Raw genomic sequence first — 2,364 nt, forward strand, 5'->3', positions numbered from 1 at the left:
TTCCCGTGGTGCGGACATCATGGCCCAGTCGGATCAGTGCCTGGTTGAGCACCGTCCGGATCGCACGATCGTCATCGGCGACCAGGATCGTCGATGCCGGCATTACGACTGCTCCAGAGACTGTTCAAAATCGGCATACATCGGTAGCGATACCTTGAATACGGTACGGCGCGGCAGGGTCTCGAAATCGATGACTCCGCCATGGTCGCCAATCAGTTTCGCAACCAATGCAAGACCCAGGCCGGTTCCGTTCCGCTTTGTGGTCACAAACGGATCGAACAGATGGGTACGGAGATCCTCCGGTATGCCATTGCCGTTGTCCTGCACGCTAACAAGCAACGGCAGGTGTACGCGACTTTCAATTCCCGGCACGGCAAGACGGACGCCATGCTGGTAAGCAGTGCTCAAGATTATCTCGCCGCTCTGCTCCGGAACGGCTTCTGCCGCATTTTTAATCAGGTTGAGGAAAACCTGGATAAGCTGGTCCCTGTTTCCGTAGACGTCCGGAAGCGACGGATCGTACCGCTCGGTGAAGCGGACCGTCCGCGCGAAGCCGCTCTGGGCTACCTTGCGGACATGTTCCAGGACGCTGTGGATGTTGACGGCGGTCCGGTCGGGCGGACGCTTGTCCGAGAACACCTCCATCCGGTCCACCAGGGCCACGATCCGGTCGGATTCGTCGCAGATCAGGCGCGTCAGTTCCCGGTCGGGCTCGGACGCGTTCTGTTCCAGCAACTGAGCGGCGCCCCGGATGCCGGAGAGCGGGTTCTTGACCTCATGCGCAAGCATGGCGGCCATGGCGGTGACTGACCGGGCAGCGTTGCGGTGAGTGAGCTGGTTGTCGATCTTGCGGGTGATCGACTTCTCGTGCAGTGACATCACGACGCAATCCGCCGGCTCGCCCAGCGGCGCCACGCGCACGGTGACGAGATGGACGCCGATCTTGGGCGTATCGAGGGTGACGCCGTATTCGGACATGCTGGCGCCGCTGATCCTGGCCTGATCGATCAGGAAATAGACGGGGCTGTCCTCGGGCAGCAGTTCGGTCAGCGGGAGTCCTATCAGCGCCGCGGCGCCGCAGTCGAAGAACTCCTGCGCCTCCAGGTTCACATAGAGGATTTCGTTGCGGCCGCCGATCACCAGCACGGGATCGGGGAGCGCGTTGAGGATGCCGGAAGGGTCGATTTCCTGCCGCATCTGCTTCCGCCAAGCTGTAGCTGCGCGCACCATCAAGCCGCCATCCTGTCGATTACCGGTGAATAGAAATCGCGGATCATGGTGCGCACCTGGGCAGGGTCCGATACCCGGTTCACCTCCGCGCGGAACTCCGCCGAACCGGCGAAGCCCTTGCTGTACCAGGAGACGTGCTTGCGGGCGATCTTGACGCCGGCGTCGATGCCGTAGTGTTCCAGAATGGCCTCGTAATGTTCCAGCAGCGTGGCTAGCTGCTCGTCGGGGCGTGGATCGGGCAGGTGCCTGCCGGTGCGGAGATAGTGGATCACCTGTCCGATGAACCAGGGACGTCCATAGGTGCCGCGCCCGATCATCACGCCGTCGGCCCCGCTTTCCCCAAGGCAGCGCGTGACGTCCTCGAAGGAGTTGAGGTCGCCGTTGGCGATCACGGGGATGGCGACGGCTTCCTTCACATGGCGGATAGCCTTCCAGTCGGCAGTCCCGGTATAGAACTGGCAACGGGTCCGCCCGTGGACGGTAACCATGCGGATGCCGCATTCCTGTGCAATGCGGGCGAGGTTCGGTGCGTTGCGGCTGTCGTCGTCCCAGCCCAGCCGCATCTTCAGCGTGACCGGAAGGTCGACCGCCTTGACGGTCGCCTCCAGAATGCGGGCGGCGTGGACTTCGTCCCGCATCAGCGCCGAGCCGGCCTGTCCATTGACGATCTTCTTGACCGGACAGCCGAAGTTGATGTCGATGATGGCGGCGCCGCGATCCTGGTTGAGACGCGCCGCCTCCGCCATCGAGGCCGGGTCGCAACCGGCAAGCTGGACCGCCATCGGGAACTCTTCCGCGCAGTTGGTCGCCATCTTCATGGTCTGGCGCGAGGCGCGGATCATGGCCTGGCTGGCGATCATTTCGGAGACGACGAGCCCGGCGCCGCTGCGCTTGACGAGACGGCGGAACGGCATGTCGCTGACGCCCGACATGGGGGCGAGGATCACTGGATCGTCGATCCTGATGGAGCCGATGTTTATGCCCATGTTTTGGGCAATTCCCTGTAATGCTGTCATTTTGTGCAAGCTATCATGGGATTCGAAAATACCGCAAGCGCGAAGAATGCTGATGAAACTATCAATTCGCGCTCGGCCCCATCCAGATACGCGGATTTTGACTATTTTGAACTAAATA

At 61.8% G+C, this 2,364-nt stretch carries 2 protein-coding genes; both read right to left on the bottom strand.

Features of this window, described 5'->3' with window-relative positions; all coding sequences use genetic code 11:
* Nucleotides 1–102: 102 nt before the first annotated feature.
* Nucleotides 103–1,230: a two-component system sensor histidine kinase NtrB gene (locus tag AC5JJ6_RS09655; protein ID WP_496041836.1), complete on the bottom strand. Its 1,128-nt coding sequence runs from the start codon at nucleotides 1,228–1,230 to the stop codon at nucleotides 103–105.
* Entirely contained in the window at nucleotides 1,230–2,216 is a 987-nt protein-coding gene (gene dusB / locus AC5JJ6_RS09660) for a tRNA dihydrouridine synthase DusB (protein ID WP_496041837.1), read from the bottom strand. Before dusB ends, AC5JJ6_RS09655 begins: the two co-directional genes overlap by 1 nt.
* Between the last annotated feature and the right edge of the window lie 148 nt (nucleotides 2,217–2,364).

The sequence above is a fragment of the Skermanella sp. genome, from assembly GCF_059503625.1.

Bases quoted from the DNA above. Each gene is read 5' to 3' on its own strand.
- AC5JJ6_RS09655 (WP_496041836.1), bottom strand. From the start codon at position 1,230: ATGGTGCGCGCAGCTACAGCTTGGCGGAAGCAGATGCGGCAGGAAATC.
- dusB (WP_496041837.1), bottom strand. From the start codon at position 2,216: ATGGGCATAAACATCGGCTCCATCAGGATCGACGATCCAGTGATCCTC.